General features: G+C 58.8%; 28 protein-coding genes and 1 tRNA gene. 17 read left to right on the top strand and 12 right to left on the bottom strand.

Translation table 11 applies throughout. The features are described from left to right. Positions 1–72 precede the first annotated feature (72 nt). The 15 genes from ACQY8Q_RS20370 to ACQY8Q_RS20440 all read left to right on the top strand — a co-directional run bounded on the left by ACQY8Q_RS20370 (position 73) and on the right by ACQY8Q_RS20440 (position 11,568). Positions 73–1,224: a phage portal protein gene (locus ACQY8Q_RS20370; RefSeq protein ID WP_428428227.1), complete on the top strand. Its 1,152-nt coding sequence runs from the start codon at positions 73–75 to the stop codon at positions 1,222–1,224. Then, the gene (locus ACQY8Q_RS20375) at positions 1,214–1,603 is read left to right on the top strand and encodes a hypothetical protein (protein ID WP_428428228.1); all 390 of its coding nucleotides are present in this window, start codon (positions 1,214–1,216) and stop codon (positions 1,601–1,603) included. The genes ACQY8Q_RS20370 and ACQY8Q_RS20375 overlap by 11 nt, the downstream gene beginning before the upstream one ends. Positions 1,604–1,685: 82 nt before the next feature. Further along, positions 1,686–2,186, top strand: coding sequence for an HK97 family phage prohead protease (locus tag ACQY8Q_RS20380; RefSeq protein WP_428428229.1), 501 nt, complete (start codon positions 1,686–1,688; stop codon positions 2,184–2,186). Between the two features lie 4 nt (positions 2,187–2,190). Further along, positions 2,191–3,354 (top strand): phage major capsid protein, encoded by a 1,164-nt coding sequence (locus ACQY8Q_RS20385; RefSeq protein WP_428428230.1) that lies wholly within the window; start codon positions 2,191–2,193, stop codon positions 3,352–3,354. Positions 3,355–3,388: 34 nt separating this feature from the next. Then, positions 3,389–3,775 carry a hypothetical protein gene (locus ACQY8Q_RS20390; RefSeq protein WP_428428231.1) on the top strand — a complete coding sequence of 129 codons (387 nt, stop codon included), beginning with the start codon at positions 3,389–3,391 and terminating at the stop codon, positions 3,773–3,775. A gap of 352 nt (positions 3,776–4,127) precedes the next feature. Then, entirely contained in the window at positions 4,128–4,616 is a 489-nt protein-coding gene (locus ACQY8Q_RS20395) for a hypothetical protein (protein ID WP_428428232.1), read from the top strand. 116 nt (positions 4,617–4,732) lie between these two features. After that, on the top strand, positions 4,733–5,047 hold the full coding sequence (locus tag ACQY8Q_RS20400; RefSeq protein ID WP_428428233.1) for a head-tail connector protein: 315 nt from the start codon (positions 4,733–4,735) through the stop codon (positions 5,045–5,047). A 2-nt stretch (positions 5,048–5,049) separates the two neighbouring features. Further along, positions 5,050–5,475, top strand: a complete 426-nt coding sequence (locus ACQY8Q_RS20405) for an HK97-gp10 family putative phage morphogenesis protein (protein ID WP_428428234.1) — start codon at positions 5,050–5,052, stop codon at positions 5,473–5,475. Then, positions 5,472–5,882, top strand: coding sequence for a DUF3168 domain-containing protein (locus ACQY8Q_RS20410; protein ID WP_428428235.1), 411 nt, complete (start codon positions 5,472–5,474; stop codon positions 5,880–5,882). The genes ACQY8Q_RS20405 and ACQY8Q_RS20410 overlap by 4 nt, the downstream gene beginning before the upstream one ends. A 1-nt stretch (position 5,883) precedes the next feature. Beyond that, positions 5,884–6,204, top strand: coding sequence for a phage head closure protein (locus ACQY8Q_RS20415; RefSeq protein ID WP_428428236.1), 321 nt, complete (start codon positions 5,884–5,886; stop codon positions 6,202–6,204). After that, complete coding sequence (locus tag ACQY8Q_RS20420) at positions 6,180–6,620, top strand: phage terminase small subunit P27 family (protein WP_428428237.1); 441 nt, start codon at positions 6,180–6,182, stop codon at positions 6,618–6,620. Before ACQY8Q_RS20415 ends, ACQY8Q_RS20420 begins: the two co-directional genes overlap by 25 nt. Then, a complete protein-coding gene (locus ACQY8Q_RS20425; protein ID WP_428428238.1) occupies positions 6,595–8,199 on the top strand; it encodes a terminase large subunit in 1,605 nt (534 codons plus the stop codon). The genes ACQY8Q_RS20420 and ACQY8Q_RS20425 overlap by 26 nt, the downstream gene beginning before the upstream one ends. Positions 8,200–8,211: 12 nt before the next feature. Beyond that, positions 8,212–10,317, top strand: coding sequence for a tape measure protein (locus ACQY8Q_RS20430; protein ID WP_428428239.1), 2,106 nt, complete (start codon positions 8,212–8,214; stop codon positions 10,315–10,317). After that, positions 10,317–10,679, top strand: coding sequence for a phage tail assembly chaperone (locus tag ACQY8Q_RS20435; protein WP_428428240.1), 363 nt, complete (start codon positions 10,317–10,319; stop codon positions 10,677–10,679). Before ACQY8Q_RS20430 ends, ACQY8Q_RS20435 begins: the two co-directional genes overlap by 1 nt. 1 nt (position 10,680) lies before the next feature. Next, a complete protein-coding gene (locus ACQY8Q_RS20440) occupies positions 10,681–11,568 on the top strand; it encodes a hypothetical protein (protein ID WP_428428241.1) in 888 nt (295 codons plus the stop codon). Between the two features lie 8 nt (positions 11,569–11,576). Here ACQY8Q_RS20440 and ACQY8Q_RS20445 read toward each other — a convergent pair whose 3' ends face one another. The 6 genes from ACQY8Q_RS20445 to ACQY8Q_RS20470 all read right to left on the bottom strand — a co-directional run bounded on the left by ACQY8Q_RS20445 (position 11,577) and on the right by ACQY8Q_RS20470 (position 14,592). Continuing rightward, a complete protein-coding gene (locus ACQY8Q_RS20445) occupies positions 11,577–12,590 on the bottom strand; it encodes a hypothetical protein (protein WP_428428242.1) in 1,014 nt (337 codons plus the stop codon). Positions 12,591–12,710: 120 nt separating this feature from the next. Further along, positions 12,711–12,992, bottom strand: coding sequence for a hypothetical protein (locus ACQY8Q_RS20450; protein WP_428428243.1), 282 nt, complete (start codon positions 12,990–12,992; stop codon positions 12,711–12,713). Positions 12,993–13,035: 43 nt separating this feature from the next. Further along, complete coding sequence (locus tag ACQY8Q_RS20455; RefSeq protein WP_428428244.1) at positions 13,036–13,284, bottom strand: hypothetical protein; 249 nt, start codon at positions 13,282–13,284, stop codon at positions 13,036–13,038. A gap of 47 nt (positions 13,285–13,331) precedes the next feature. Next, positions 13,332–13,589, bottom strand: a complete 258-nt coding sequence (locus tag ACQY8Q_RS20460) for a hypothetical protein (RefSeq protein WP_428428245.1) — start codon at positions 13,587–13,589, stop codon at positions 13,332–13,334. 95 nt (positions 13,590–13,684) lie between these two features. Beyond that, on the bottom strand, positions 13,685–14,362 hold the full coding sequence (locus ACQY8Q_RS20465; protein WP_428428246.1) for a hypothetical protein: 678 nt from the start codon (positions 14,360–14,362) through the stop codon (positions 13,685–13,687). 153 nt (positions 14,363–14,515) lie between these two features. Next, positions 14,516–14,592 (bottom strand) — tRNA-Pro (locus ACQY8Q_RS20470). A gap of 204 nt (positions 14,593–14,796) precedes the next feature. Here ACQY8Q_RS20470 and ACQY8Q_RS20475 point away from each other — a divergent pair. Then, the gene (locus ACQY8Q_RS20475; RefSeq protein ID WP_428428247.1) at positions 14,797–15,474 is read left to right on the top strand and encodes a hypothetical protein; all 678 of its coding nucleotides are present in this window, start codon (positions 14,797–14,799) and stop codon (positions 15,472–15,474) included. A 107-nt stretch (positions 15,475–15,581) separates the two neighbouring features. Here the strand turns inward: ACQY8Q_RS20475 and ACQY8Q_RS20480 are convergent, their stop codons facing one another. The 5 genes from ACQY8Q_RS20480 to ACQY8Q_RS20500 all read right to left on the bottom strand — a co-directional run bounded on the left by ACQY8Q_RS20480 (position 15,582) and on the right by ACQY8Q_RS20500 (position 21,442). Further along, positions 15,582–16,748 (bottom strand): glycosyltransferase family 4 protein, encoded by a 1,167-nt coding sequence (locus ACQY8Q_RS20480; protein WP_428428248.1) that lies wholly within the window; start codon positions 16,746–16,748, stop codon positions 15,582–15,584. 65 nt (positions 16,749–16,813) lie between these two features. Next, positions 16,814–18,040 carry an O-antigen ligase family protein gene (locus ACQY8Q_RS20485; protein WP_428429833.1) on the bottom strand — a complete coding sequence of 409 codons (1,227 nt, stop codon included), beginning with the start codon at positions 18,038–18,040 and terminating at the stop codon, positions 16,814–16,816. A 41-nt stretch (positions 18,041–18,081) separates the two neighbouring features. Beyond that, complete coding sequence (locus ACQY8Q_RS20490) at positions 18,082–19,644, bottom strand: undecaprenyl-phosphate glucose phosphotransferase (RefSeq protein WP_428428249.1); 1,563 nt, start codon at positions 19,642–19,644, stop codon at positions 18,082–18,084. Between the two features lie 57 nt (positions 19,645–19,701). Further along, on the bottom strand, positions 19,702–20,877 hold the full coding sequence (locus tag ACQY8Q_RS20495; protein ID WP_428428250.1) for a glycosyltransferase family 4 protein: 1,176 nt from the start codon (positions 20,875–20,877) through the stop codon (positions 19,702–19,704). Between the two features lie 4 nt (positions 20,878–20,881). Beyond that, positions 20,882–21,442, bottom strand: a complete 561-nt coding sequence (locus ACQY8Q_RS20500; protein WP_428429834.1) for a polysaccharide biosynthesis/export family protein — start codon at positions 21,440–21,442, stop codon at positions 20,882–20,884. A 230-nt stretch (positions 21,443–21,672) separates the two neighbouring features. Here ACQY8Q_RS20500 and ACQY8Q_RS20505 point away from each other — a divergent pair, with 230 nt between their 5' ends. After that, the gene (locus ACQY8Q_RS20505) at positions 21,673–23,862 is read left to right on the top strand and encodes a GumC family protein (RefSeq protein ID WP_428428251.1); all 2,190 of its coding nucleotides are present in this window, start codon (positions 21,673–21,675) and stop codon (positions 23,860–23,862) included. Between the two features lie 15 nt (positions 23,863–23,877). Here the strand turns inward: ACQY8Q_RS20505 and ACQY8Q_RS20510 are convergent, their stop codons facing one another. Then, positions 23,878–25,146, bottom strand: coding sequence for a GNAT family N-acetyltransferase (locus ACQY8Q_RS20510; RefSeq protein WP_428428252.1), 1,269 nt, complete (start codon positions 25,144–25,146; stop codon positions 23,878–23,880). Between the last annotated feature and the right edge of the window lie 208 nt (positions 25,147–25,354).

A 25,354-nucleotide genomic window follows, 5' to 3' on the forward strand; every position in this document is an offset into this window, starting at 1 on the left:
CGGCGCGGAGCAGGCAGATTCTGGACCATGAGCTTTTGGTCCAGAAAATCACCCATCGCAGAAACCAAATCGTTGGCCGAGCCGACGGTCGAGGAATTCGCGCTATTCACCGGCGGCCAAGTGCCGAGCAATTCGGTCAGCCTGGCAACCGCCTTGACGGTCCCTGTCGTCGCTTCTGCCGTTCATCTGGTCTCCGCCTCCATCGCCAGCCTGAAGCTGAATGTGGAGCGGCTTGAGGGCGAGGAATGGGTGGTCGACACCTCGCATCCCGTAGCCGTGTTGCTGGACGGTGACGTGAATGGTTGGACGAGCAGCTTTGAATGGGTACGCGACGCCATTGCCGGCGCGCTCTGCTACGACAAGGGCTCCCTGTCCTGGTCGAACCGGGTATCGGGCGAGATCCGCGAAATCGTCGCCTATGAGCCGAGCCATTTCCAGGTTGACTATTCGGGCGATGGCCGGCGTGAGCCGAGCTTCAGGATCAATAATCGTCCAACGGCGCCCGACGAAATCATTCATCTTCGCGGTCCTTTCACGAAATGCCCCTTGACGCTGGCATCTGAAAGCATCGGCGTTCTGAAGGAGATGGAGCGACATGCCGGCCAGTTGTTCCGATCGGGCGCGCGTCCTGGCGGCGTGATCGAATCCCCAAAGCCAATCGGCGACGAAGGCATGAAAAGACTGATCGAGGCATGGCGGAAAAACCATGAGGGCAGCGCGAATTCCGGTCGTAGCGCGGTGCTTTATGACGGCGCCACCTTTCGCCCGCTAACCTTCTCATCTGTCGATTCTGAATTTCTCGGTCTGTGGAAGCACGTGGTGATCGAGGTTTGCAGGGCTTTCAGAACACCGCCACAGCTCATTTTTGACTTCGACCGAGCAACTTGGGCAAATGCCGAACAGGCCTCCAAAGAATGGCTTTCCGGCCTCGAATTCTGGATGCGCCCACTTGAGGCGGCAATGCGCCGTGGGCTTTTTACGCCGGAAGAACGCCTGCGTTACCGGGCACGGTTCGAACGCGATGATTACAGCAACGTCGATCTGGTTTCGAGAGCGACTGCGGCAAGCAGCCTGATCAGCTCGCGCGCGATGAATCCAAATGAAGCCCGGACGACTTTGCTCGACCTGCCGCCCTATGCTGGCGGAGAGACTTACGCAAATCCGAACACCGGCAACAGCCAGCCCGGCAAGCAACCTGCAAAGGAGACGCCCGATGCGGCTTGATGACGTGTTTAGCACGGTTGAGGACTGCGATCGCGGTGCCGAGCTTGAGCTTTTGCATCCTGTCACCAACGTTCCAACTGGCTTGAAAATGACGTTGGCCGGTCCGGACTCGGAGACACAACGCCGCGCGCGCCTGACTATGCTGGACCGGATCGGGGAACTGGCAATGGCTGACGGCCGTGTATCTGCCGAGCACCGAGAAGCCGAGTCCATCGCAATGTTGGCCCGATGCGTGCTGCGCTGGGATATCGCCCAGGATGGTCAACCGCTCCCGCTCACCCATGATAACGCCGTCCGGCTACTCTCCGTGTCGTGGGTTCGCGAACAAGCTGACGCCTTCGCCGGTACCCGGGCCAATTTCATCAAGGGAGCTGCGTAATGAGCGACCCTCAATTGGCAATCCTGCTTTCGATTTTCTTTCTCACAGTCTTGGTTTTGGTCGCACTCCGGAGGTGCCGCTGATGGAACGCTTTTATTTTGAAACGAAGATCGCGGCGACCGACACCGGCGAAATCAGCGGCCTTGCCTGGCCGTTCGGCACGCCCGATCGAGTTGGCGACATTATCGAGCCCGGCAGCTTCAAGGGCGTGTCGCTGCCTATTCCGATGCTTTTTGGGCACGATTTGAACGAACCAATCGGATTTTGGTCCTCCGCTTCCGAGGATGCATCCGGCCTGCAGGTGAAGGGACGGCTGCTGATCGATGACGTCGCCCGGGCTCGTGAAGTGCACGCCCTGGTCAAGTCCGGCAGTGTGAAAGCGCTATCAGTCGGCTTCGTCACCAAAAAATCGGTCTCTTGCAAAGGCGGCGGCCGAACAATCTCCGCATTGGAGCTGATGGAAATCTCGATTGTCACCATCGGAATGCATCCCGGCGCCCGGGTGACCAGCGCGAAATCCGCAATCCAAGCCATCGCGATGGCCGAGATGATCAACCGCGCCGCCGCGCGCATCAGGAGTTAGGAAAATGCAGCATATTGTGAAAACGGCTCTGCTGGCCAGCGCCACTCTCGTCCGCAAAGGCGAGGAAGACGACGCCACCGGCATTGTCACCAAGGCGCTCGAGGATCTTCAGGCATCTGTCGATGCTCGCCTGAAGGAAGTCGAGACCAAGTCGGACACATCCAAACTGGAAAGCCGGCTGAAGGATCTCGAAACGAAATCAAACCGTCCGGGCAGCGAGAAGGAGCAGAAGTCGGAAGATTCCGCGGCTGAAACGAAGGCGTTTGCAGCCTATCTTCGCCTGGGCAACCAGCTTCCTGCGGAAGATCAGAAGACCCTGCTAGTTTCGTCGGATCCACAGGGCGGTTTCCTGGCACCTGCCGAAATGTCGTCGGAGTTCATTCGTGACCTGGTGTTGGTTTCGCCCGTTCGCTCGGTTGCCTCCGTCCGCTCCACCTCGTCGCCGTCGGTCTCGTATCCGTCGCGCACTGGCATCACTAACGCCAAATGGAAAGGCGAACTTCAGGCGCAGGAAGGTTCGGAACCGACTTTCGGTCAGAAAGAAATCGTCGTCAAGGAAGTCAACACCTATGTCGATATTTCCAACCAGCTCCTTGCCGACAGCGCCGGTCAGGCCGAGGCCGAAGTCCGCTTGGCACTGTCCGACGACTTCGGCCAGAAGGAAGGCCGCGCCTTTGTTCTCGGTAATGGCGCACTGGAGCCCGAAGGCCTCCTCACCAACGACGATATCGCTTCGGTTGCCAACACGAATACCGGCACCATCGTTCCCGACGCCCTCATTGGCTTGATGTATGGCCTACCCACCCAGTACCGCAACGCCGGAACGTGGGCGATGAATTCCACCACGCTCGGCAAGCTGCGCCTACTCAAGGACGGTGACGGCCGTTTCCTTTGGCAGCCATCGTTCCAGCTTGGTCAGCCGGAAACCATCCTTGGTCGCCCTGTCATCGAGCTGCCGGACATGCCAGACATCGCCAATGGCTCGACGCCGATCGTCTTTGGCGATTTCAGCGGCTACCGCATCGTCGATCGTGTGGGTTTGAGCATCCTGGTGAATCCTTACCTGCTTGCAACCAACGGCATCACCCGCATTCACGCAACTCGTCGTGTCGGTGGCGGTGTCCTGCAGCCGGCCAAATTCAAAAAGCTGAAAATGTCGGCCGCGTAACTGCCCGGCGTCATCGTTCACAAGGAGCATTCACATGCGTGACCTCATTTCCAATATCGGCATTGTCACGGCCATTGCACCGGCCGTCCTCGCCGCCACCACCACTGGCGCAGCGCTCGACACTCTCGGGTTCAACGCCGTTGCAGTGGTCGTCACAACCGGGGCCATAGTCGGTGCCGGCGACTTCACGGTTAAACTCCAGGAAAGCGACACCACGACAAGCGGTGATTTCACCGACGTCGCCGCAGGTCAGCTCAAGGGCGCGCTCCCGGCAAGCCTCGCCGCCGATAGCGTCGTGAAGGCCGGTTACATCGGCTTCAAGCGATATCTGCGCGTCGTGGCGACCAAGAACGGTGGCACCAGCATCGCGGCGTCCTTGGTGCTTCTCAAGGGTGATGCGGCCAAGCGTCCGGTGGCCTGACCATGCCAACCCGCGCGCCTCGCATCTGCCAGTGTGGGAAGATTGTTCCTTCGGGAGTGATGTGTCCGTGCCAGGCAGCGAGGACGCGGGAGCGCAAGGCTCGGTTCGACACCAAGCGGCCATCTGCGCGGAAGCGTGGGTATGACGCCGAATGGCAGAGGGAGGCGAAGGCGTTCCTCTCCAAACCAGAAAACGAACTGTGCGGATGCGGGGCAAAGGCCGTCGTCGTCATGCACACCATCAGCATCGCCAAACGGCCTGACTTACGCATGGTTCGCTCGAACTGGCGACCAGGCTGCCAGCGTTGCAATCAACGAGACGCCGCCCGTGAGCGGAAGGAAAGGATCTGACTATGCCCGTATTCGCAACAGCAGGCGCCAAGCTCTACATCGGTACAGCGATGGACGATACCGACGAAGATCTTGTCGAGGCAGATTTCACGTCGATGGTGTGGACTGAGATTACTGGCCTAGAGAACCTTGGATCGCTTGGCGATACCTCGCAGGCAACCACAGTGTCCCATATCGGTAGAGCACGAGACATCACCTTGAAGGGCACGCGCTCCGCAGGAACGATGGAGGTGGTTGCGTCGATCAATTACGCAGATGCCGGCCAGTTAGCCGCCATCGCGGCCGAGAAGAGTAAAGTCGCCTTTGGGTTCAAGCTGGTTTTCAATGATGCACCTGCCGTCGGCGCCAGCCCCAAGCCGTCCGAACGCAAGTTTGCCGCGTTGATCATGTCCGCCAACGAACAGCTCGACGGCGCTAATGACAGCATGAAGCTTAACATCAGCTTGGCGGTCAATTCGAACGTCGTGCGCAAGAACGCTTCCGCAACCTGACCTGCACACCCGGGTGGTCCCAGACTTTCGGTCGATCAAAGGGACCGGCGGGGGGAGAGACGCGCAGGATGTTTTTTAATTAGCTTTAGTTTTTTATCGCCGAAAAGGTCCGCCAGATGATCCTGACAATCGCCGAATTGAAGGCCCAACTGAACCTCTTCGATGACCTTGGAGCCGGTGATGATGCCCTGCTGACCCGCCTGATTGCCGCGTCTCAGAACATCGCAGAGCGGCAACTGGGCTACCGGATCGAAGCGACATATGGCGGTGCTGACCAGGAGCCAATTCCACCAGCGCTTGTACATGCCGTCGCAATGCTGGCTGCGCACCTCTACGAAAATCGTGAAACGACCGCGATCGGGGTTTCGGCGCAGATCATGCCCTACGGTTTCGATGACATCATTCGAGATTACCGCAACTGGAGTTTCTGACCATGGCCAAGGACGGCGGATTGTCACGCATCATGCAGCGGCTGAACGCGATCCCGGCGCGCGTCAAGGAAGCTGCAGCGGCGGCTGCGATCGAGGGTGCTGAAATTATCGCAGCGGACGCCAGGCATTTCGCGCAGGCGTCGAAGGATTCAGGCGATCTCATCGACTCGATCGAAGTCACGCCGGCCGGACAGTCGACACCGGAATATTCCCAACCCGGCGGCCGCACCGTTGTGCCTGAAGGCGCGGCAATGGTGACCGTCGGCAACGACCAGGTTCGCTATCCGCACCTTGTCGAATACGGCACGAAAACCGCAGATGCACAGCCATATTTCTGGCCCGCTGTTGATATCAACAAGAAGAAAGTGGCCTCGAAAATGCGTCGTGCACTTGCCAAAGCCGCAAAAGAATCATGGGGTTCGAAGTGAGTGCTGAACTTGTCTTTCAAAAAGGCCTTCGCAGCCGTCTTGTGGCCACGCCCGCGGTGACTGCATTGGTGCCGGCGGCATCCATTTTGGACAGGAACGAGCGACCAAACCCTGACCCGAGCATAGTCATCGGCGAAGGCGTATCGGTAGATGACGGCGGCACCATAGGCCGCACGCGAACCCGCATCGTGGCCGATCTGCATGTCTGGAAGCGGGAGCCGAGCACGGCAGGCTGCAAGGCCATCGCAGGCGCCATCCGCGCGACCGTCAAAGCTGGTCGCCTGGCGCTGGACAGCGGCTTCCACTGTGTTGACGCCTACGTTTCCCGCACCCGATTTCTGCGAGATTCGGACGGCCTGACCTCGCATGCCGTTGTCACCGTCGAAGCCATCATTGAGGAGGTGTGAAATGCGCGCAGGAAACCTCGATAAGACCATTCGGATTGACCGTTACGATACCGGTGGCGTGGATGACTATGGCACTCCGACACCCGGTTTCGCTGCCCTTGCGACCTTGCGTGCGCAAGTCGTCCAATCCTCCACCGAAGAGTTTGTCGAGCACGGCGCGACCGACCAAACGGTCATCATTTTTCGCTGCAGGTATCTCGACGGCGTCACCAATGCGGACCGCGTCCATTTCGACGGTGGTTATTTCAACATCAAGGAAATCAAAGAGATTCAACGCCGCAAAGGCCTTGAACTCAGATGCATTCGAGCGGTGAATCAGTGAGTACACGAGGCCGCAAGGCGGATCTGAAAGCGGTTGATGGCGGATTGAGCGGCGTGCCGAAGGCGCCGGCATGCATCCCAGCGGATTTCATTGCCGAGTGGGATGCGATCGGCCGCGATATGGCAGAGCGCCAGATCCTCACCACGCCCGCCTTGGGCTTGCTCGAGTCTTATCTCGTCGCCCGCTGGACGGTGCGAGAATGCCAGGTCGCGATTGCCAAGCATGGCTTGCTGGTATCCAGCGCTCACGAAAAACTGAAACCAAACCCGGCTTCCGGCCTGTTGTCGAAAGCTCTGGACGCCACGGCTCGCCTTGCTGCCGAACTCGGAATCAGCCCGGCCGCACGATCGAAAGCAGGTTTCACCCCGAAAAAGGAAGGAGACGCTGACGATGGATGGGCTGGCATGGATCTATGATGACTCCCCGATCGCCGATCCGTTCGGCTACGGCCAGCGCGCCGTCGATTTCCTGCGCCTCCTGAAACATCCTAAGAGTCGTCTGCCGGGGAAGGCCTTCCAGCTTGACCCGCCATTTGAGCGCATTGTCAAGGCGATCTATGGACCGGCCACAGGGCACGGCGCCCGTACGGTTCGGACGGTTTACTTGCAGGTTGGCAAGGGTTCGCGGAAGACCTCACTGGCGGCATCCCTAGCGCTTTTGCACACATACGGCCCAGAACGTATTCCGCGTGGCCAGAATTTTGTTGTCGCGGCTGACCAAGGACAGGCCCGCGTGGCGTTCGAAGAAGCCATGTCCATCGTTGACGAAATCCCGCAGCTCGCCGGCGCGTCCCGGCCGGTCGACTCGAAGAACCGGCTCACGCATCCGAAGAGTGGAAGCTTTTTCGAGGCGATGGCATCGGATGGATCTCGTGCGCATGCGAGAACGCCGACGTTCGTCCTGGTGGATGAGCTTTGGGCTCATAAGAAGGCCGATCTCTGGCAAGCGATGCGCCTTGGTGCATCGAAGGTGGCCGGATCGTTGGTGATCGTAGCAACGACCGCCGGACGAGGCAATGAATCCCCTGATTTCGCGGTCTACGAATACGCGAAAAAGGTGCAGTCCAGCGAGGTCATTGATCCCACATTCCTCCCCATTGTTTTCGAAGGCAGCCGCGACGACCAATGGGATGATGAATCCACATGGGCAAAAGTTCTGCCCGGCCTTGCATACGGTTATCCGGACCTGCCATCCCTCCGACAGCTTGCTATTGAGGCCAAGGAGCGGCCGTCGGACCGGGCGGCATTCGAGCAATTCTTTTTGGGGATCCGGCAGGATAACAGCCTGTCGCCATTCGTTGAAATGCGGACCTATGACGAGGGCGCCGGTGTAGTCGATCTCGAGGAGATGGAGGCCGAACAGCATCCGTGCTGGCTGGGCGTCGACTTGTCATCGACCACGGATTTGACCGTCATCGTGGCGTGCTGGAAGATCAACGACGAATTCGTTGTGTGGCCCTGGTATTTCTGCCCAGGCGACAACCTGCAGCGGCGCGCGGACCGTGATGGTGTGCCATATCCGCAGTGGGCCAAGGATGGATTCATTGCCCCGACCGAAGGCAATGTCGTGGATTTCGACGCGGTCGAAGATCAGGTCCGCGAGCTTGCCGCCCGGTTCAACGTACGCGAAATCGCATTCGATCCGCATCTCGGACGGCAGATGATGAACAGTCTGCAGAAAGACGGCGTATCGCAGGTGGTCGAAATGCGCCAGGGCTGGGTGACGATGGGACCGGCCGCGAAAGTCCTCGAGCGCGCGATCGTCGGGCGGAACTTCCGCCACGGTGCGCACCCGGTGCTTCGTTGGAACTTCGAGAACATCGCAATGGACACCTCGAAAACCGACGTGCCGACCTTCCACAAAGGCAAATCAAAAGACCGGATTGACGGCGCCGTCGCCAGCGCCATGGCCGTCGCTCGCGCCGCCGCCGGCGATTCTGGACGCTCATCCTATGACGATTTCGAAGGCGACATGGCCGAGTGGGCCTTCGCGTAAAGGAGTGCTGCTATGCCAGCCGACAACGAACAGCTTGCCATCGAAGTGATCGCCAAGATCGGCGCCCTCGAAAAACAAATGGCCAAAGCCGCCGGCGTGACCGCGCGCGCATACCGCGAAATGTCGCTGTCCAGCCGAAAAGCCACAAGGCAGATGGAGGCCGACGCCATCAGATCGACGCTCCGGATCAACCGGGCTTTCGCTTCCGTGGGAAGCCGTGTCGGTGATTTCGGCAAAACATTCGCCGCTGGCCTGGTGACGACCGCAGGGCTTAGAGCGGCTCAACAGCTCATTGATACCGCGACCCGCATCCAGAACGCCCTGAAGGTCGCAGGACTCGAGGGCGAGCAGCTGACGGCGGTCTACGATGCGTTGTATGCATCCGCGCAGAAGAATGCCGCGCCGATTGAATCAATGGCGACGTTGTATTCGCGCCTCTCGCTCACCCAAAAGGAACTTGGGGTGTCGCAGGCCGAGCTGATCAATTTCACAGATAAGGTCTCCCTGGCGCTGCGCGTGGGCGGAACAGACGCGCAGGCGGCCAGCGGCGCGCTCCTCCAGCTGTCCCAAGCGCTTGGCGGTGGGGTGGTCCGGGCTGAAGAATTCAACTCTGTCCTCGAAGGCACCCCCACAATCGCGCAAGCCGTCGCTGCTGGCCTGAAGGAGGCAGGCGGCTCCGTCTCTCGTCTGCGCACGCTCGTGGTTGATGGCAAGGTTAGCAGCGAGGCGTTCTTCCGAGCATTTGAGGCGGGAGCGGCCACGCTCGAGGCAAAGGTCGCCTCGTCGGAAATGACCGTCTCGCAGAACTTCGTCCGCCTGCAAAATGTTCTGGTCGACACTGCGGGAAAACTGGACGACGCGACCAGCGCCAGCAAAATCATGGGCGGCGCCCTGCAGGAGCTGGCCGGGTTTGTGCAGGGGTTCGGCGCCGTCGTGTCGCAGGTCTCCGAGAGTGACCTTGGCAAGTTCGTAGGCTGGTTGGCCGGCGGGATCTCGAAGGTGAACGAGCTTAAAAACGCCTTGGGCGGATTGCCCGGCGTCCTCTCTGCGATTTCCAAGGCCAACCAAGACGTTCTCAACGGCCGCCCGATCGGCGCCGGCATGGAAGGGGACGCTATTCAGAACCGCATCAATCAAGCGTTTGATGGCACCGGCGCCACCCCAAAAACCAGCCGTCTGCCTGCGACGCCAGTTGTGAAACCGATCAGCCTGTCCGATTACTCGGTTCCCCCTTCGACCAAGGGCGGCGGCAAGGGAAGCTCGTCCAAATCAGTGGATGAGCTGCAGCGTGAAATTGCCGCCATCAAAGAGCGTACCTCCGCCCTTCAGGCGGAGACCGCCGCGCAGGCTGGCGTCAATCCGCTGATCGATGACTATGGATTCGCAGTCGAGAAGGCGCGCGCCAAGCAGGACTTGCTGACCGCTGCACAGAACGCCGGTATTGCGATCACGCCAGCAATGACGGCCAACATGGATGCGCTCGCTCAGGGCTATGCTGACGCCTCCGTGGCGGCCGAGCAGCTTGCGGAGAAACAAGACAACGTCCGACAAGCTGCAGAAAACTGGGCAAGCACAAGCAAAGATGTCACGTCGGGTTTCATCCAGGACATGCGCAATGGTGTGAGTGCCACCGATGCCGTGATCAACGGTCTGTCTAAGCTAGCAGACACTCTGGTCGATAATGTCCTCGACGCGATTTTTCAGGTGAAAAACGCGAGCAGCGGCGGCGGGGGTCTTTTCGGATTCTTGGGCGGTCTGCTGGGCGGCGGCGGTTCGGCTGATCCCTGGGCGGGTATGAGGTCCGTCGGCATGCCAACGTTCGCCAAGGGCGGCGTTTCCGATCGCCCGTCAATATTCGCGGAGGCCGGACCAGAAGCCGCCGTACCGCTGCCGGACGGCCGCCGGATCCCCGTTGATCTCCGTGGTGCGGGTGGTGGCCATCAGGACGTCAACGTCGCCGTGGAGGTCTCCGTCGCCGACGACGGCGCTTTGCGCGCCTACACCAAGAGGGTCGCTCAGGAGGAAGCCAGAGCGGCAACCACTACCGGGATCTCCAACTACAACAAGACGATGCCTGACCGTGTCAAACAGATCAACGCCAATCCGAGGAAGCGTTGATGCGGATGCTTGGCCAGATGGTTGAGGCGCTTTGCAGCAACCTTCGTGACGGCGGCCGTCCGCGGCTTCCGGCCGGCGGAGAGCTTTACTGGCAATGGTTCGTCGATCTCCACCGCGCCCGTACGTGGCACATGGGTGGCCCGAATGCGATATCGTACGTCGATATCGAGTCCTACAGCCGTGTCATGCGCTGGCCGCTGCAGCCTCACCACGTCGAAGTGATTACAGCGATGGATCAAGCTTTCCTTTCGCATTACGCAGCCACCCACGCGCCGGCGGGCGACGGCACCAAACCGGCCAAGCAACGCCCCGCCGGCGATTTGGCGCCGACACTTTTCGACGCAATATTTCCGGGAGGCTAAAATGGTTCACCTTTCGAATTTCACTCGAAAAATCCGGCCTCGCAAAACGCTGATCCAAGGCAAGATGCGCAACCGCGTCGTCGGCGAAATAATTGATATTCTGAAGGATTACCGCCTGTCGGTTTTTGAGAGTGAGGGTCCGATCCGCGCCAGCATCCGGTCTGTTCTTTGCCTCGCAGGAAATGGATGGCAGCCATCCGACGATGAATCGGCCGCGCTGATCTCCGCCGCCTTTGACAAAATGGGAGCAAAGCGCCCCACTTGGTTTCAGGGGCAGCGGCAATACACCAGCGGAAAAGAGCGGTGCCTCCACTGCAGTTGCGATCTCCCAGATGAAATGATCGCTAATCGGGAGCGCTACTGTTCATTCATCTGCAAAAACGCCATCGCTCTCTGCAAACCTGACCTCAACCGGTACGCCAACCGGCAGGCCTACGCCCACAGCTGGTACGTACTTTCTCACCTCACGGCGCCGGAACGGGCCTGCAGGCAATGCACGACACCATATCGCAGCGCATACGCCGACCAGAAGTTCTGTTCATACGATTGCGCCAACATTGCGCAGACGAACCCGACCCGACACCGGACTTGCGGGCAATGCCAGGCGGCGTTCGTCGATCATCAGAAGGGCGGTCGGAGGCAGCAGTATTGCAGTGTTGCCTGCCGAATGGTCGCTTGGAAGACCAGCGAATTCGAGTGCTGCGTGTGTTCCAAGACGTTCGAGGCTAAGCACGGAAATGCGAGGTTCTGCGGGCCGAAATGCCGGAATACTTGGCACTATCGGAAACGTATTGCGGAAGCTAAAGCCGAGCCTACCCCTGGCAGCATCCTGCCATTCCCGACGATCTCGCCGGCAGTCTTCGATCGGGAGTTCCAGATCGCGGCTTAGGCACGGTCTTACCTACGGATAAGCGGCTTTCGAAGCAACAATGACATTGCGGAAGGTGGACGCGCGGAACCGCCAGCGAGTTTACTAAGTCGTTGTGCCTCAATCCTGAACTCTGAAAGGCGAGCTTGGACGTCGCCGATCTCATCTGCTGCAAAGTTCATCCGAATCGCCGTGCCCGGAAATGCAGTATCGTAGTTGTATTTGTTCTTGCGAGTGAGGTGTATGGCTTTGGATCCGCTCACGATGACAAAATTGCCGCCGCATCTAGCGAGTGAGCTTGTCATGAAAAGACCGTATCCAGAGTTCCCCCAAGTCTGGGATGTTGGAGGCAAGTGGGTTTTGCCCGAAACGCTCGGCCAGAGACTGCATTCAATGGCCTCTTTATCGGACGGATATCTAAAATTCGGGTTCTCAGCGAGAGCTCGCCGGATACCAACCCCAAAGTCAGTAATGGCAAACTCAACCTTTTTGCTTTTGGGCCAGTATTGTGCGCAGTAGTGGAGAGATTGAGACTGACTGTGCTCAAATACATTTCGCATCATCTCGCGAACACCAAAGCTCAGGACATCGAACAGCACAGGATTGTCAGTCTTATCGCGAACGAGAACTAAAGCAAGACGATCGACATGGCGCTGGATGAGGTCCTGGATCTCCGAATATTTGTCTGAGTCAGCCTCGTAGAACTGGTCGCGCGCTATGCATGTGATGGGGAGGTAGTTCTCACCTCCAACGGCTTCTCCCACTTCACGACCGTAATCTAGACCACAGAGATGAAAAAAACCCATATGAGCTAGATATTCATGCTTCTCGAAGTTCCGAAATTCTATCCTTACCTTGGGATTTCGCTGTCTAAAAAGCTTAATTTTTGTGCCGGTTAGAAGCATCGCGAAGGGCGAAAAAAAGCGCCCATCGCCGCAATCAATCACCAGGCTATCGTGCAAGGCAAACGACTCTAAGTCTTCTGCCCAATACAGAACATGCTCCAACGCAGCGGTCGGCAGATTAATCGTCGCATGTGGCACAGAATTGTAATCCTCGATCTTTCACATGTAAGCGAAGCCTTAGTCGTGCGGCGCTCAACCTCTATCACTATCCCATCGTCCGAAATCAGGACGATGGGGCGTACCGTCAAATCTACAAGTTCACTTCAAAACAGCTTTGGCAAACGCAGCGATTGTCGCTTCCCGATCTGTTTTCACCATCTCTCGAACAACTGCGTCGAATGTCGTAGGTGGGAAAAATACCGCGACGTTTGAGACACCGCCTCCCTTCGACTTGAGGCTCAGGTGAACCGTAACTCCTGCATCGGTTTCCCGGTCCTTGTTTGGCCCCCCTGTGCCGACGTAAACGCTCCTTCGTTCTTTTGTGACCTTGTTAGAAGTCTCTCCGCCGCGCCAAATCTCCGCCTTTGAAATAGTGGGCATTCTTTGTCATCCCTGTGTTTAAAATCAATCTGCTGGGTAATGCTTATGGACTGGGGATTACGCCTGTCGCCTGGAGATATTCCCGCACAGCCCATGCGCTGTGAACGAGGTTTTCGATGCGCGTATCAAAGGTGATGCCTTTGGAGTTTCGCATGTATTCTCCCATTTCATCCGGGCTGAAGCCGGGATTTTTAACAACCGTGGCCAAGGCTATGTAAAAGCGGCGATCATCGGTTGGGTGGCTGGTGTGCCAAGTATCAACGTTTAAAAATGGATCAAATGCTGTGTACATCTCAGTCCCTGCAAATTGAAATTGAAGAAAAAAATTCTAGTTAAAGATCAACGAGACACGACGCGGTCGATTTCTACAAGATACAGCAGGAACGCACGACGCGAATCGGATTTCACCTCATCCAATATTGAATCGGCTAATGATCCCGCTTCGGGGAAAACTACAGGATCCCATTTGACGTCCGGGGCTTCGTATTCCGGAAACGGTCTTGCCATAGCCCGAAAACCCGCCGCTTGAAGCTCGTCATCCAACTGCGCCGGTGTAAGTTGTGATATCCGAATTGCTTCAGTCTTTGATAATTCCATCCGATTCTCCTCTCTCGTTATTGCGATAAGGCCACAATCGAAAGTAGTAAACAAGATGTGCAGGCAAAACACCCACCTCTGACTAGATTCGGATATCAGTTGTACCGCGGAACCCCGGCTTTTTTCACGTCAACAAACAGAAGGAAGTCCCTCCCGCGATCGGTTATCTCAACATGATCACCATTGATTTCGGCCAGTTGCTGGCTCGTGAGGAACCGCGACCATTCATCGAATCCCCACTCGGAGTAGATCGTTTTATTAAGGGGCACGACCTCCTCTTCAAAGAATTTTTTGGCTTCGTCCAAAGTGACCATTCCGCGTGCTAGTACTCTGAGCGCTGCAATCTGGCTTCCGAAAACGCTGCCGAACAAAAACTCGAACTGTGCTTCAATCTGGGCCTCAGCCAAAGCTGAGATTAGCCTTGTGGTTCGCTCGTTTTCGGGGATGTCCAAGAGCTGTCGTTGGATTAGCTCTATGTTCTCGTTCACCATAGACATCGGATGACGCACCGTTTTCAAGGTTGACGGTGTTGGTGGCTCGCTCGGCTGAGATGGCTGGAATACCGCACCAGTCGGGCCAGCCGAAACAAGATGCTTTATTCTTTCCTGGAGTTGGGCTCGAAACATGAAGAAGAGTAAGAATACCACCAGTGGCCAAGCGATCCCCTTCAACAGATCGAAGATTGTCTTCGCCCACTCAAGCCAAAAAACGTTTTGTGTTTTGGCGAGGAAGTCCCAGAACCAGATTGTATTCGAACCATTCGAATCAGGCATATGATTCTCTCCCCGTTACCCGAGGGTATCTGATCATGGGGGAGGAGGAGGAACAAGGGAGCGGGTAATCAACCGTTACCCCTTTTGTTACCCGGCGGGAAATCTGGGGGATTTCCGAATATCGAGGACCGCATGTAAGTCCTTGAAACAAAATGGTCGGAGCGGCGGGATTCGAACCCACGACCCCTTGACCCCCAGTCAAGTGCGCTACCGGGCTGCGCTACGCTCCGAACCGAGGAAAGCCGTATATAATCGGACCTTGGCGCGCAAGTGCTGATTTTGGAAAATGCTGCAAATTGCTGGAAAAAGCCGGAATGGGTTCCACTGTTGCCGGATACAGCGCAATCTCGCTCGCACCGACAAATTTTCCCGATGCTTAAAGTTTTCGGCAATCCCTTGCCGCGACAATGCGCGGGCGAATCGGGGATTGGGTGATGGCGAAGACGGCAGTCAGAAAAGGTCAGAAGCGGCGCACCAGCCGCAAGCAGACCAGGACAAGCATGTGGCCGTGGTATCTGGCCGGCGTGTTGTCGGTGAGCGCGGTCCTGGTCTACGATCACCGCGCACAGATCCTGCCGATGACGGCGCCGTTCTATACGGCATCGATCGCCAAGTCGCGGCCCGCGGAGAAACAGTCCGCTCCGGAAAAACGTGTTCAGACATCGCAGCCTTCGGCAAAGCCTGCACTGGCGATGCCGGCGATGCGCCCGGTTGAGCAAGCGGCTGTGAATGTCGGCGCGCTAAAAACCATGGATGAGCAAAAGACTTCCGGCCGCAAGCCTGGGGCGTTTTATTTCTGCACCGAAACGCTGGAAAACTGCGTCGTCGATGGCGGCACGTTCTGGTATGGACGGCGAAAGATACAGATCGCCGATATCCAGACACCGAAAATCAAACAGGCAAAGTGCGACGATGAGCGCAAGCTCGGCTCATTGGCAAAGAAACGGCTCTGGGAGCTTCTCAATGCCGGTGAAGTCCAACTGGTCAGCGCCTCCGGTCCGGATGCCCGGGTGACAGTCGGGCAAGGGCGCTCGATCGGCGATATGCTGGTGTCCGAAGGGCTCGCCCGGCGCGTATCCGGCGGCAAGCAGGGCTGGTGCGCGCAAGGGTGATCATGCCGCCCTACTGGGCCTGTTGCGGCATCCCGCCAAATGGGGTTTGACCGCCAGGATACACCTGCCGATAGCAGATCGGGGCGCCGCTTTGACGATTCGGCCGTCTATCGCGTGGCGACTAGCCGCCGGTAGACTGCTTCGGTCTTGTCGATCATCTGGCCCATCGAAAAATTCGCCATCCGGCCAAGTGCCGCCTCTGTCAGTTGCCGGTAACGCTCCGGGTTTGCACTTTCCACCATGGCGTTGGCGAGTTTGGCGGTATCGCCGTCATTGGGCACGATCAGGCCGCTTTTGTCCTTGTCGATGGCGGTCGACGCGCCGCCGACATCGGTGGAGACGATCGGTTTTCCTGAGGCTGCGGCTTCCAGCATGACATAGGACATCGCCTCGTAACGGCTCGGCATGACAAGAACATCGAAGGCGGGAACGGCCTGCGGGCCGGTGAAGGCGGACGTCAGGCGAATGCGCTTCTGCACACCGCTTTCGGCGATCGCCGTGCGAACCTCCTGTTCGAGCTCGCCGGAACCGACCATGATCAGCTCGGCATTGGGCAACCGTGAAGCGGCATTGCGAAAGGCCTCGATCAGGCGTCCGGGCGCTTTTTGCGGCGACAGACGGCCGACAAAGCCGAAGACAAACGTATCTGCCGAAATGCCGAAACTCGCCCGCACTGTGTTTGCCATGTCGAGCGGCGGCGGGGCCACCCCGTTGATGATGACGGAGAGTTTGCGGGCGGGCATGCCGAGCGACAGGGCATGGGCATATTCGTCGTCGGAGACGCAGATCAGGTGATCGGTGAACAGCTTGGCCAGGATGGTTTCGATGCTGCCGTAGATCAGCCGGCCGATCCTGCCGAGCGTCGGGTCCATGGTGCGAAAGGCATGTGGGGTGTAGACGCGCGGCGCATGGATACCGGGCAGGCGCAGGCGGGTCAGCGCGCCGGCCTTTGAGCTATGACCGTGGACGATGTCGAAGGGCGTGCCGTTGTTGATGATGGACCGTAAGGCGCGATGGGCGGCGATATCAGACAGTCCGGGCGACCGTTTCATGGCGACGGCGTGCACGGCGGGCAGGGCAAGCGATTTCAGTTCGCGGACGAAGGCGTCTTCCGCCCGGAGCGGCGAATAGACCGCTTCGACATGGTGGCCACGCTGATGCAGACCACGGCAGAGATCGAGGAAATGGCGGCCTGATCCGCCGCCGCTCGGCTCGAGCACCTGGAGGATGCGCAGGCCGTTTTCAGCGCCGGGAATAAAGGGGTCGATGTTCATTCTGACAATCCGCCGCCGGTGCCGATGTGGAGCCGACCTGTGTCACTCTATGTACAGGATTGACGTTAACGCAGCGTTGGCGCCGGGGAGGCGCGGCGCACTTGCCGCGCCTTGAGGCTGCGGCGATGACGGTATTCGAGCGCGCCGCAGCCCCAGATGATGCCCAGCAGCAGGAAGAAATGCCGCCAGTGATCGGTGTCGATGACATTGCCGATGCCGGCATGGCCGATCAGCACGATCCAGGCGATCATCAGATAGGGCTGCCAGGGACGGTCGAGCAGCAGGAAGCGAAAGCCCATCGAGACCGTCCAGATGATCAGCGTGACGTAGGAGACGAAACCCAGCCAGCCGTAAGAGGTTAGCGACTTCAGCCAGATATTGTGCTCATCTTCTGGAAACATCGTGCTGAACACCATCGGGCCGATGCCGAGCGGTTTTTCCATCGACATCAGGAAGCCGATCTTGTGGCGGTCGAAACGGCCGAGATGGCCGCCATCATACTCCTGCACGAGTTGAGTGCGGCTGGAAAAGAGGTCGGCAACCTGCGGAATCTGTAGGGCGACGACGAGCGCCACAACCATCAGCAAGGCGCCGCTGAGCGCAAGCACAAGAATTTTCAGACGGAACGCGCCGGTGCGTTCCTTCAACAACATGACGAGGACGAGCGCGCAGGCGCAGAACAGATAGAGCGCCCAGGCGGCTCTCGAAAAGGAGAGAAACAACCCGAGCGCCATGATCAGGATGGCAACGGCTCTGATCGGTGCCGTGGTGATGCGCTCGGTGAGCAGCCGGTACATCATGTAGAGCGAGGGCGCGACCAGGAACGGGCCAAAAACATTGGGATCCTGGAAGGCGCCCTTGGCACGGTCGTAGAGCGTGAAATTCTGAGCCCCCGGAATGGCGCCGAAATAACCGAGAATGCCAAGCAGCGAGGTGATGACGCCGGCGGCAACCCAGGCGTCAAAGATCAGCTTCAGCCGCTCGTGGCGGGCTTCGATGATGGCGGCGTAAAAGACCGATGTGAGGCAGAGGAAGCCGGACACCGCCATGTACATCGGTGCCGTGGCCAGGTCGCTCATCACCGTCAGCGACAGAATGCCCCCGGTCATGAACAGGATGAGCAAAGCCAGAAGCGGCGCGACTGAGCGCGAGATCTTCAGACCGAAAATGAACCAGCTGCCGATCAGGGCCGCCATGAAGACTTCATACGGAGCCGGTTCCGCGATGACGAAGCCGGACAGGAAGACGCCGAAGGTCACCATTGCCGAGCCGAGCATGGCGACGGCAGCCATCTGCGGGCGAAACGCTGCGGCAGGCGTGGCGGCTGGCGTGCTCAATAGGCATTTTCCGTGTTGAGCAGCCGGATCGGCGTCAGGAACAGGATTTTCAGATCCAGCCACAGCGACCAGTTTTCGATGTAGTAGAGGTCGAAAGCGGTGCGGAACTTGATCTTTTCGTCATTGTCGATCTCGCCGCGCCAGCCATTGATCTGCGCCCAGCCAGTCACACCTGGCTTGACGCGGTGGCGGGCAAAATAGCCTTCGACGACATCGGAATAGGTGCGTTCGGCGGTCTGGGCTAGAACCGCATGCGGACGCGGGCCGACAAGCGATAACTGACCACGTAGCACATTGAAAATTTGCGGGAGTTCATCGATCGAGGATTTGCGCAGGAAACGGCCGACGCGGGTAACGCGCGGATCGCCCTTGGTGACGGCATTGCGCGCCGTCGGGTCGCTCATGTTGGTGTACATCGAGCGGAACTTGTAGACGTCGATCGTCTCGTTGTTGAAGCCGTGGCGCTTCTGCTTGAAGATGACCGGTCCCGGCGAACTGATCTTCACGGCGATCGCAGCACCGATGAACACGGGCCAGAGAACGAGCAGTGCGACGATACTGAAGAACACGTCGAAGATGCGCTTGGCCACCGAATCCCAATCAGCGATCGGCTTGTCGAAAATGTCGAGCATCGGCACCTGGCCGACATGCGAGTAGCTGCGCGGCCGGAATCGAAGATTGTTGGCATGGGCGGCAAGCCGGATGTCGGCCGGCAGAATCCAGAGCTTTCTCAGAAGTTCCAGAATGCGTTTCTCTGCCGATAGCGGCAGGGCGATGATCAGAATGTCGATGCGGGTAAGGCGAGCAAAGTCGACCAATTCGGCAACAGTGCCAAGCTTCGGGTAGCCGGCGATGATCCCCGGGGAGCGGCGCTCGTCACGGTCATCAAAGATACCACAGATGCGGATATCGTTATCGGTCTGCTGTTCGAGCGAGCGGATCAGGTCCTTGGCGGGCTGGCCGCCACCGACGATGACGGCGCGGCGCTCCATGATGCCGTTGCGGGCCCAGCGGCGGATGGAGAACGCCACAAAAGCGCGTTCTGCAACCAGGAAGATGCCACCCAGCACGTACCAGCCACCGAAGGAGAGGCGAGAGAAGCTCTCGCCGGTCTTGAGCAAAAACAGCACCAGTGTCATGGAGGCGAAGGCCAGCGTCCAGCAGCCGATCAGCCGGGGTATGGCCCGGGTGACCGAGCGGAGGGTGGGGACCTGATAACCGTCGCAAAGCTGCAGGAATATCACGGTTAGTGCCGAGCCGCTGGCGATGAGACCGCAATAGCCGAGCAGTTCCTCTAGCGGTGGTGCGACATAGAGCATGTGGATGGCATAGCCTATGGCAAACAGCGCGGTGAATTCAAACAGCCGCATCAGGCCGATGATCATGTTGGGAGAATAGGTATCGGTGCGGAACTGCGATGCAATCCTGCGTGCCAGCGCATTGAGTTCGCGCTTCGGTTCGTCGTCCCGTTTCTCACCCGGCGCAATGGTCCGGATCTCCGAAATCTTCTTGCGCAATGCGTCGGTGTCGAAAGAATCCGGTTTATCGATCTGGTCCATGATATCCGCCCGGCCCGTTGTGTCCCTTCGGGATAGCAGAAAGCCCCTAAGAAACGCTTACGGGTACTTCGCCGATGTTCCCCGCCCGGTGGCCTTTTCCGGCACAAGCTGGCGATAGAGCCGCATCATGCTGGCGGACATCGTGGAGGTTGCAAAGGCTTGCTTGAAGGCCTCGGCTTCGGGCATCACTGTCGCTGCCCAGTCCTGCTGCGTCATCGCGGCCGTCATCACGTCGGCAAGCGACTGGGCATCGTTGGGCTTGGCGAGAGCGGCGCTATTGGGCCCTAGAACCTCCGGAATGCCACCCACGCGCGCGGCAATCACCGGCTTGCGGGCAGCCAGGGCTTCCAGAACGATATAGGGCATGGATTCGGCGCGTGACGGCACGACGACGTTGCGGGTGAAGGCGAAGGCATCGCGCGCCTTCATTGCCGGCAGCATCTGGATACGGCGGCCAAGGCCAAGTTCCAGCATCATCTGTTCGTATTCATCCTTTTGCGGACCATCGCCGACCATCATCGCAGAGAGCGGCCTGCCGATGTTCCGCTCGGTTCTGGCAAAGGCATCGATGAAAAGATCAGGCCCCTTCAGGTCGCGCAGCATGCCGATATAGAGAAAATCCACCGCATCCGGGCGGGCATAGACGGTCTCGAAATCACGGTCGTCGATGCCGTTATAGATGAGCTCCCTGCGGGTTTTCGGCCTGCCGACCTTGTCCTCGTAGGTCCTGCGCTCGAAATCACAAACGAAGACGATGGCGTCGGTCAGGTACTCCTGGAGACGCTCGAGCAGGAACACGATTTTGCCGGACGGCTTGTTCTTGCTATAGTGCAAGCTGCCGCCATGCGGCGAATAAAGACGGGCAACGCAATACCTGTTCACCCGCAAGGCTGAGCCGATGATCCGGGCCAGAACGCCACCTTTGGCGCCGTGACCGTGCAGGATATCAGGCTGCAAACTTCTAATTTCCTTGTAACTTTTCCACAGTGCGGCGAGGTCTGCAGGACCAACGGACCGCCGGATCGGCAGCCGCACGAGACCCAGCGCCAGAAACGGCCTTATCTCGTCGAAAAGGGCATCTTCGTAGCTTCCGCCCGTCGTGCTGTCGCAGACGATGCCGACCTCATGGCCCTGCCGCGCATGCGCCTCCGCCAGATCGCGCACGTGCCGGAAGATTCCACCGATGGGCGACCTGAAACAATGAATGATACGCAGCGGCTGTGGGTCCGGCATGCCGTCAGAACAGCCGCTCGCGTACATAGATCGTGTCGCCGGCCATGATCGGGTCGGAGATCGAGACCCGGCCGGTGAGAATGCGGCCGTTGATCTTGCGGGTGACATCAACATTGGCCTGGTTGGCACGCGGCGAATAACCGCCGGCAACGGCAATGGCGTTCTGGACGGTCATGCCCGGCACATAGGAATACTGCCCGGCCTGGCCGACTTCGCCCATGATGAAGACGGAGCGGTAGCGATCGACCTCGATCGTCACATCCGGATCGCGCAAGTAACCTTCGCGCAGCTTGCTGGCGATGGTCTTTTCCATTTCTGGCAGGGTATGGCCACGTGATGGTACGGCACCGATCAGCGGGAAGGCGACGTAGCCTGCCTGATCGACGGTGTAGCTGCCGGTGAGACCTGCCTGCTCGAAGACGCTGATGCGCAGCTTGTCGCCGCTATCGACGCGATAGGGCTGGATGGTTGCTTCATGGAAAGCCTTGGGCGCGGGCTGATAGCTGCTGCACCCTGAAATTGCAAGGCACAGCGAGAGTACGGCCAAGGCCGGGCCTGTTTTCATACGTGCGGATGTCATCGGGCTCTCGCGCTCCAGAAACCATGTCATGGCCTGATGTTATCAATCCGTTAGGGTTAATAGGCAGTAAAGGCTGCGAAGAATTTTACTATAGGTGAGAAGTTTACCGCTGGTTCAGGCGTTTTGGATGAGTTGTATCGGCAAACCGCATTAACTGTTGCGTTACCATGTTTGTTTACGGTGGCGCAGAGTTGTGAAGGTTCGAGGTAAAACGCATGTCGGGCGTCAACGACGGTCATCAGGATGTAGATATCGATCTCGGCGGACTGTTCCGCGCCATCTGGCGCCGGCGGGGCAGGGTGCTGTTGGCGACCGTGGCATTCGGTGGACTGGCCTTTATCGGCGCCAACCTGATGAGCCCCGAATATCAGGGCGAAGCGCGGCTTCTGATTGAATCGCGTCAGGCGGAATTCAGCGGCGCCAACCAGGTGCAGACGCAGACGGCCGATAGCCCGTTCGACGAATCCGGTATTTCCAGTCAGGTGCAGGTACTGCGCTCGGCCGATCTGATCAAGCAGGTCGCCCGCGAGATGAAATTGTACGAGCTGCCGGAATTCGATCCGACCACGAACCCGTCGGCAATTTCCGATGTGCTTGTCATGCTCGGTATCAAGAAGAACCCGCTCGATCTGCCACCCGAAGAGCGTGTGCTGAAGGAATTCCAGAAGAAGCTGCAGGTCTATCAGGTGGAGAAATCGCGGGTAATCGCGATGCAGTTCACCTCGGAAGACCCAAAGCTCGCCGCCGCGATCCCGAATGCGATGGCCAAGGTCTTCCTGTCGCTGCAAAGCGGCGCCAAGCTTGATTCCAATTCGGAGGCCAGCCGCTGGCTGGAGCCGGAAATCGCCAATCTGCGTGAAAAGGTCCGCGACGCCGAGGCCAAGGTGGCCGATTACCGTGCATCGTCCGATCTGCTTTTGACCGGTGAATCCGGTGGCACGTTTGCGACCAAACAGTTGAACGACATTTCGACCGAGCTTGCCCGCGTGCGCGGCGAACGGGCCAATGCCGAGGCGCGGGCGGAAAACGTGCGCACGGCGCTTGCCAGTGGCCGGGCCGTCGATTCACTCAACGATGTCGTCGCCTCGCCGATGATCCAGCGGCTGAAGGAGACCGAATCCAACATCCAGGGGCAAATTGCCGATCTGTCGACGACCCTGCTCGATGGCCATCCGCGCCTGAAGGGATTGAAATCCCAGCTTCAGGGGATCAGAACGCAGATATTGAGCGAAACCAAAAAAATCCTTGGCAGCCTCGAAAATGAAGCCAACGTCGCCCAGCTGCGCGAACGCCAGCTGATTGCGCAGCTTAATACGTTGAAGGCGAATTCGGCGAAGGCCGGTGAGGACGAAGTCGGGTTGCGGGCGCTGGAGCGGGAAGCCACGGCACAGCGGCAACTGCTGGAAACCTACCTGGCGCGCTATCGCGAGGCGACGTCACGCAGCGGCGAAAATGCGGCTCCGGCCGATGCCCGCGTCATTTCACAGGCGGTCGAGCCGACCGAAGTCAGCTTCCCCAAAGTGCTGCCAATCACCATTGTCGCGGCCTTTGCCAGCTTCCTGGTCAGCTGCGTCGTCATCATGCTCTCCGAACTGTTCAGTGGCAGGGCTTTGCGCCCGGTCGGACGCAGGGAAGAGGAGATGTTTGACGACGAGCCATTGGACATCCAGCCTGCGGTTATCCAGCCCGTGTCGGAAACGGTGACCCGTGCGGTGCCTGAGCAGGCGGCGCCGATTGTTTCCCGGGAACCCGTCGTTGCGGCAGCTGTCGCAAAGGAACCGGCCGAACCTGAGATCGCCGAGCCGGAAGAAGACGATTTTTCGATTGCTTCGGTTGCCGACCATCTGAGTGCTGACGATGTGCGTGTCGCGATCTCCGTGTCGCCTGCGGGCGACGAGGGCTCGGTGAATGCGGTGGCACTGGCGCGCATGGTGGCCGAGGAGGGACGCAAGATCGTCCTGATCGACCTGACCGGTTCAGCCTGCCCGACACGCCTGATGGCGCAAACGGCCGATCTCGCCGGGATCACCAATCTGCTGGTCGGCGAAGTTCCGTTCACGGAGACGATCCATGCTGACCGGCTGTCGGACGCGCATATCATCCCGCAAGGCGATGCCGATCCGGTGCTGGCCATGCGTGGCATCGAGCGGTTGCAGATGATCATCGATGCCCTGTCGAACGCCTATGACACGGTGCTGATCGAATGCGGACCTGCCGATGTCAACGCGATCCGTAGGGTGACGCGCGCACGCGACACGAAGATCATCATTTCGGCTCCAGCCGTCGGCAACGAGGAGATCATCGAGCTCATCACCGGTTTCGGTGAAGCGGGCTTTGGTGAGATCGTGCTGATGACAGGTACGGGTTATCCGCAGCCGGGAAATTCGGGCCGCCGGGCGGCCTGATCAACCAAAGCTGTTTCAGTCGCCGTCTGTTTCCGCCACCGGTGCCGTACCGGGTGTCTGGCGGCGCTGGCGAAGACGCTGCACGAAGGCGTAAACCTTTTTGTTCTTCTTGATGCCGGATTTCAGCCGGACAGCGGTGCGATGCACCGAAGCCGCCAGACGTCCGCGCAGCGTCAAAGGCAGGATGATATCACGCTGGATAGTCTCGACCGTGCACCAGGAACGCTTGTAGCCCTGGTCGCCGATGCCGAAGTCAAACAGCTTTACACCTTCGGCGTTGCATTTTCGGATGATTAGGTAAAACAGAAGCTCGCCAGGGCTGGCGTCCGCCGCGATATCGTCATCGATCGATCCGAATTGGCAAATGACGTGATCGCCCTTGCGCGACAGACCGGCAATGGCAACGACACGGCCATTCTCTTGTCCCCGCAAACGGATCGCATTCAGTTCGAGCGGTTGGCCTTCATGCGTCGGCTCCACGGCTGCAAGCGCATGGAAGAACGCCTTGGTTTCCTCGTCCTGGAAAACATTCGGCAGGCCGAGCGCCTTGAAGCGGATGGCCTTCTGTTCGAAAAACAGGTCGAGTATCTGCCGCCGTTCAGCGCTGGTCGTGGCAACAATATGCTCGTAGCCTCCCATCGCTTCCAGCCGCTTTTCTGAAACGCGAAATTTCTTCCGCCGGCGCTTGGCATTGAGCTGGGCAAGTGTCGCTTCGAAGTTTTCCAGAAGCGGTAGCTGATACGATGCATTCTGGTTGCGAACCGCCGGCAGCGAGGCAAGAGGATGGCTTGTGCCATGCCAGTCGAACGGCATTTTCTCCAGCGTCACGATATCGGCGACGCGCGACAGCTTGGCCGAGAGGTCGGCAATCAGCTCTGCGGCCAGCTTCGTGCAGGTGATCGGATCGAAATCCTCGGCGAAAAGCCCGGTATTGATGTTGCTGTGTGGCGAGCCGATAAACCGCGCCGTCCGGAACAACCGGCCGCGGACCAGTTCGAGCGGTAGGATGAACACCGTCTTCTGGCCGATCCTGCCGCGAACCAACAGCAGTTGATTGGCATGGGTCGCAGCCCAGGCGGCGCACCAGTCGAAACCCTGATGCAGGGAGGTGTTGGGGGACGCTTCCAGCCCGCGCCAGTCTGCTTCCAGCGCCTGCATGCTGACGTGAACACTCAGCGTTAGGCCTTCAGCAAGCGCAATATCGCGCACCTGGTCGCGCCGGCCATGCCAGACATGACGGCGAGCCTTGCGAACGGGCATGATGTTGAAGTCCACGTCGGTCATGATCGCTTGCTGTTCCGGGAACGGGATGACGTCTCATCTAAAACAAGCATGCCCTTATTTTCATTTAAATGGCACGGGCATCAGGCTACCCGCCCCGGGTTTTATCAAATGCGGTTACCGAATGGATAAAACCGACCGCTGCGGCCGCGCGGCGATCAGGTATGAGGGAAGATTGGATTTTTGCCGCCATCCCTGTTAAGCCGGACAA

This window comes from Pararhizobium sp. (assembly GCF_965279435.1).
Classification (GTDB): Bacteria; Pseudomonadota; Alphaproteobacteria; order Rhizobiales; family Rhizobiaceae; genus Pararhizobium.

Coding starts and splice junctions, on each gene's coding strand:
- ACQY8Q_RS20485 (WP_428429833.1), bottom strand. CDS start 18,040: ATGGCTGCCGTCGCCATGCTCGGCTCGGCAATGGTGACCTTCGGCGTC.
- ACQY8Q_RS20395 (WP_428428232.1), top strand. CDS start 4,128: ATGCCCGTATTCGCAACAGCAGGCGCCAAGCTCTACATCGGTACAGCG.
- ACQY8Q_RS20380 (WP_428428229.1), top strand. CDS start 1,686: ATGGAACGCTTTTATTTTGAAACGAAGATCGCGGCGACCGACACCGGC.
- ACQY8Q_RS20435 (WP_428428240.1), top strand. CDS start 10,317: ATGCGGATGCTTGGCCAGATGGTTGAGGCGCTTTGCAGCAACCTTCGT.
- ACQY8Q_RS20400 (WP_428428233.1), top strand. CDS start 4,733: ATGATCCTGACAATCGCCGAATTGAAGGCCCAACTGAACCTCTTCGAT.
- ACQY8Q_RS20495 (WP_428428250.1), bottom strand. CDS start 20,877: ATGCCGGACCCACAGCCGCTGCGTATCATTCATTGTTTCAGGTCGCCC.
- ACQY8Q_RS20500 (WP_428429834.1), bottom strand. CDS start 21,442: ATGAAAACAGGCCCGGCCTTGGCCGTACTCTCGCTGTGCCTTGCAATT.
- ACQY8Q_RS20460 (WP_428428245.1), bottom strand. CDS start 13,589: ATGGAATTATCAAAGACTGAAGCAATTCGGATATCACAACTTACACCG.
- ACQY8Q_RS20505 (WP_428428251.1), top strand. CDS start 21,673: ATGTCGGGCGTCAACGACGGTCATCAGGATGTAGATATCGATCTCGGC.
- ACQY8Q_RS20405 (WP_428428234.1), top strand. CDS start 5,050: ATGGCCAAGGACGGCGGATTGTCACGCATCATGCAGCGGCTGAACGCG.
- ACQY8Q_RS20465 (WP_428428246.1), bottom strand. CDS start 14,362: ATGCCTGATTCGAATGGTTCGAATACAATCTGGTTCTGGGACTTCCTC.
- ACQY8Q_RS20450 (WP_428428243.1), bottom strand. CDS start 12,992: ATGCCCACTATTTCAAAGGCGGAGATTTGGCGCGGCGGAGAGACTTCT.
- ACQY8Q_RS20430 (WP_428428239.1), top strand. CDS start 8,212: ATGCCAGCCGACAACGAACAGCTTGCCATCGAAGTGATCGCCAAGATC.
- ACQY8Q_RS20375 (WP_428428228.1), top strand. CDS start 1,214: ATGCGGCTTGATGACGTGTTTAGCACGGTTGAGGACTGCGATCGCGGT.
- ACQY8Q_RS20390 (WP_428428231.1), top strand. CDS start 3,389: ATGCGTGACCTCATTTCCAATATCGGCATTGTCACGGCCATTGCACCG.
- ACQY8Q_RS20425 (WP_428428238.1), top strand. CDS start 6,595: ATGGATGGGCTGGCATGGATCTATGATGACTCCCCGATCGCCGATCCG.
- ACQY8Q_RS20510 (WP_428428252.1), bottom strand. CDS start 25,146: ATGACCGACGTGGACTTCAACATCATGCCCGTTCGCAAGGCTCGCCGT.
- ACQY8Q_RS20420 (WP_428428237.1), top strand. CDS start 6,180: ATGCATTCGAGCGGTGAATCAGTGAGTACACGAGGCCGCAAGGCGGAT.
- ACQY8Q_RS20480 (WP_428428248.1), bottom strand. CDS start 16,748: ATGAACATCGACCCCTTTATTCCCGGCGCTGAAAACGGCCTGCGCATC.
- ACQY8Q_RS20385 (WP_428428230.1), top strand. CDS start 2,191: ATGCAGCATATTGTGAAAACGGCTCTGCTGGCCAGCGCCACTCTCGTC.
- ACQY8Q_RS20440 (WP_428428241.1), top strand. CDS start 10,681: ATGGTTCACCTTTCGAATTTCACTCGAAAAATCCGGCCTCGCAAAACG.
- ACQY8Q_RS20415 (WP_428428236.1), top strand. CDS start 5,884: ATGCGCGCAGGAAACCTCGATAAGACCATTCGGATTGACCGTTACGAT.
- ACQY8Q_RS20475 (WP_428428247.1), top strand. CDS start 14,797: ATGGCGAAGACGGCAGTCAGAAAAGGTCAGAAGCGGCGCACCAGCCGC.
- ACQY8Q_RS20455 (WP_428428244.1), bottom strand. CDS start 13,284: ATGTACACAGCATTTGATCCATTTTTAAACGTTGATACTTGGCACACC.
- ACQY8Q_RS20490 (WP_428428249.1), bottom strand. CDS start 19,644: ATGGACCAGATCGATAAACCGGATTCTTTCGACACCGACGCATTGCGC.